Below are 3,417 nucleotides of genomic sequence, written 5' to 3'. Positions count from 1 at the left end.
CGACCTCCTCGGGGCCGGGCCTGGCCGCCGCGTCCTTCGCCAGGCAGGCCGCCGCCACGTCCCGCAACTCGCCGCTCAGGGAGCCGAGTTCGGGCTGCTCGTGCACGACCTTGTAGAGCAGCGCCGCCGACGAGTCGCCGGGGAAGGGGGACTCCCCCGTCGCCGCGTACACGAGGACCGCGCCCAGCGAGAACACGTCCGCGGCGCCGGTGACGCCCTTGCCGAGGATCTGTTCGGGCGACATGTAGCCGGGCGAGCCGATGGAGACGCCGGTGGAGGTGAGGGACGCGGTGCCCTCCGTGGCGCGGGCGATGCCGAAGTCGATGAGGCGGGGCCCGTCCACGGTCAGCAGGACGTTCGACGGCTTGACGTCGCGGTGGACGAGGCCGAGCCCGTGCACCGCCGCCAGCGCCTCCGCGAGGCCCGCGCCGAGGACACGTACGGAATGCTCCGGCAGGGTCCTGCCCTCCCTGGCGGCCTGTGCGAGCGAGGGCCCGGCGACGTACCCCGTCGCCACCCAGGGCACCCGGGCCCCGGGGTCGGCGTCGAGCACCGGTGCGGTCCACGCCCCGCCGACCCGCCGCGCCGCGTCCACCTCCCGGCGGAAGCGCGCCCGGAACTCGTCGTCGAGCGCGAAGTGCGGGTGGACGACCTTCACGGCGACGGTACGGCCGCCGGCGCTGCGCCCCAGGTACACCCGACCCATGCCGCCGTGCCCGAGCCGGCCGAGCAGCCGGTAGGGCCCCACCGTCGTCGGCTCGTCGTCGTCGAGCGGCTGCATACCGCGCACCTCCCCCGATTTCTCCCCTGCACGCACGCGTGCCCCAGCAGGGTAGCCCCGTGGCGGCAATGCCGTCCGTTCACCGGCATTTCATGCCGGACCCGCGGAATTCCGCACCACCGTTCACGGAATTCCGCAGGCACCCGGCCGAATTCCGCACGGCTCAGGGCGCAAGCAGCCGGACCGCCACATCCGCGGGAAATCCGGTGGTCGGCCCGACCCGTCGCGCGAACTCCGTGACGCCTTCCAACTGCGCCGGACCGAACCGGAAGTCGAGCGTCGTGAAGTACTCCTCCAGGACCGCCTCGTCGAAGGCCTCCCAGCGTGCCGCCTGCTCGGCGACCTTGGCGACCTCCTGAAGGGACACGTCGCGCGAGGCCAGGAACGCCTCGTGCACCTGCCGCGTGATCTCCGGCTCCCGCGCGAGGTAGTCCTTGCGCGCGGCCCACACGGCGAAGACGAACGGCAGCCCCGTCCACTCCTTCCACATGGCCCCCAGGTCGTGGACCTGGAGCCCGAGCCGCGGGGCGTCGTGCAGATTGGCCCGCAGCGCCGCGTCCCCGATCAGCACGGCCGCCTCGGCGTCCTGCATCATCAGGCCGAGGTCGGGCGGACACGTGTAGTAGTCGGGCTGTACGCCGATGCGCTCGGCGAGCAGCAGCTGCGCCAGGCGCACCGACGTGCGCGAGGTGGAGCCGAGCGCGACACGCCGCCCGTCCAGCTGGTCCAGGGGCACCTGCGAGACGATCACGCAGGACATCACGGGGCCGTCGCAGCCGACGGCCAGATCGGGGAAGGCGACCAGGTCGTCGGCGGCCTTCAGGAATTCGACGAGGGTGATCGGACCGATGTCCAGATCGCCCTTGACCAGTCGCTCGCTGAGCTTCTCCGGGGTGTCCTTCGTGAGCTCGAAGTCGAGGAGGGATCCCGTCCGGGCAAGGCCCCAGTACAGGGGCATGCAGTTCAGGAACTGGATGTGGCCGACGCGCGGCCGGGTGCGCCGCGCGGCCTGAGGAGTCTCGGGAGAATTGTCCACATCGGCGAGGCTAGCCCCATTGAGGTACGGTGCAGGATCCGGGTCGTGCCGCCGGATACGGCCACCGGTCAACCCGCATCGGGCTTCCTTCAAACCTCCGGGTGAAGTGATCTTGCCCTCTATTGCTTTCGGCTGCCTGCGTGCTAGGCTCGCCGCAAGTTGCAGTTTGGTTTCCCTTGCAGTACAGAGCCTGCGGAGCATGTAACCGCGGGCTCTCGTCGTATTCAGACTTTTGCAGTTGTTCGCAAGCGCATTTGCAGGTTCTGGAGCAGGGCGACCCTTTGGCCCATAGGAGGGCTTATGGCTACCGGAACCGTGAAGTGGTTCAACGCTGAAAAGGGCTTCGGCTTCATCGCCCAGGAGGGCGGCGGCCCGGACGTCTTCGTCCACTACTCCGCGATCAACGCGAACGGCTTCCGCTCCCTCGAGGAGAACCAGGCCGTGAGCTTCGACGTCACGCAGGGCCCGAAGGGCCCGCAGGCGGAGAACGTCACCCCCCAGTAGTTCGGGTGATCTGATCCAGAATCTATAGCAGTACCCAAGGAGCCCCGCGCCGTAAGGCGACGGGGCTCCTGCCTTTTCCCTTGCGGCCGTGCAACCGCAAAGCCCCCCTCTTGAATCCGCTTCCTCAGGAGTGCTGCATCACCAGGACGCAGGTGGTGCCGGACTCCAGGGCCCGGCAGGTGTGCGGGACGTCGCCGGGGTACGCGAGGTAGTCGCCGGGGCCGAGTTCGACGGGGTCGTCCTGGGGGCCCGCGAGGACGCGCCCCGTGCCGACGACGAGGTGTTCGGTGGTGCCGGCCAGGTGCGCGTCCGAGTCGCGGACGCTGCCCGGCTCGACCTGGAGGAAGTAGAGGTCGCGACGGGCGCCCGGCGGGCTCGGCGAGAGCAACGTCGCGCTGTAGTCGGCCAGTTCGGAGGGGACGGCCGGGCCCTGGCCCGCGCGGATCACCTGGACGACGGGGCGCGGCGGGTCGAGCAGGGTGCTCGGCGGCACCTCCAGGGCGACGCTCAGCGCCCACATGGTCTCCAGGCCCGGCTTGCCGTTCGCCGCCTCCAGCTGGGACAGCGTGGACTTCGCGATGCCCGCCCGCTTCGCCAGCTCGGAGAGGGAGAGCCCGGCACGCAGGCGTTCGCGGCGCAGGGCCGCGGCGATGCGGTCGAGGGGCAGGCGGCCCCCCGGCACGTCCGGCTTCGTCATGTCCGTACCTCCGTCGTTCGTTGCGGCAAGCTTATCGTTCGGTTTGACGAACACCCGGTCCGCCGCGCATGCTCGTCCCATGCGTTCGCCACACCGAACGGTCCAGCCGCCACGACGAACGATCGCGGCGGGGGCCGACCGCCGCCTGCTCCGGGACATCGCCCTGGTCTGTCTCGCCGACGCCGTCGTCGGCCTCTCGTTCGGGGCCGTGGCCGTGGCGAGCGGGCTGCCCGTGTGGCTTCCCGTGCTGATGTCCCTGCTCGTCTTCGCGGGATCGGCGCAGTTCAGCGCCGTGGGGGTGTTCGCCGCCGGGGGCGGGCCCGCCGCGGCGGCGGCGACCGGGCTGCTGCTCAACACGCGCACCGCCGCGTTCAGCCTCGCCGTCGCCGACGCGCTCGG

General features: G+C 71.1%; 5 protein-coding genes. 2 read left to right on the top strand and 3 right to left on the bottom strand.

What is annotated here, in order from left to right:
- The coding region (locus tag G3I40_RS41980; RefSeq protein ID WP_164560051.1) for a serine/threonine-protein kinase at positions 1-781 on the bottom strand (781 nt) is incomplete at its 3' end.
- A gap of 163 nt (positions 782-944) precedes the next feature.
- Positions 945-1,817, bottom strand: coding sequence for a menaquinone biosynthesis protein (locus G3I40_RS41975; RefSeq protein WP_164560050.1), 873 nt, complete (start codon positions 1,815-1,817; stop codon positions 945-947).
- Positions 1,818-2,117: 300 nt separating this feature from the next.
- On the opposite strand from G3I40_RS41975, the gene G3I40_RS41970 reads away from it, so the two are divergent.
- Positions 2,118-2,321 (top strand): cold-shock protein, encoded by a 204-nt coding sequence (locus tag G3I40_RS41970; protein ID WP_018528239.1) that lies wholly within the window; start codon positions 2,118-2,120, stop codon positions 2,319-2,321.
- A 124-nt stretch (positions 2,322-2,445) separates the two neighbouring features.
- On the opposite strand, the gene G3I40_RS41965 is transcribed toward G3I40_RS41970, so the two are convergent.
- Entirely contained in the window at positions 2,446-3,018 is a 573-nt protein-coding gene (locus G3I40_RS41965; protein WP_164560049.1) for an XRE family transcriptional regulator, read from the bottom strand.
- A gap of 79 nt (positions 3,019-3,097) precedes the next feature.
- Between G3I40_RS41965 and G3I40_RS41960 the strand changes: the two genes are divergently transcribed.
- Positions 3,098-3,417, top strand: a 320-nt coding sequence (locus tag G3I40_RS41960; protein ID WP_164560048.1) for an AzlC family ABC transporter permease, incomplete at its 3' end; no start/stop codon positions are given.

Origin of the sequence: Streptomyces sp. SID14478 (assembly GCF_010548525.1) — a bacterium.
Taxonomy (GTDB): Bacteria; Actinomycetota; Actinomycetes; order Streptomycetales; family Streptomycetaceae; genus Streptomyces.
This window is presented reverse-complemented; position numbering and strand designations above follow the sequence as displayed.

Bases quoted from the DNA above. Each gene is read 5' to 3' on its own strand.
- G3I40_RS41970 (WP_018528239.1), top strand. From the start codon at position 2,118: ATGGCTACCGGAACCGTGAAGTGGTTCAACGCTGAAAAGGGCTTCGGC.
- G3I40_RS41965 (WP_164560049.1), bottom strand. From the start codon at position 3,018: ATGACGAAGCCGGACGTGCCGGGGGGCCGCCTGCCCCTCGACCGCATC.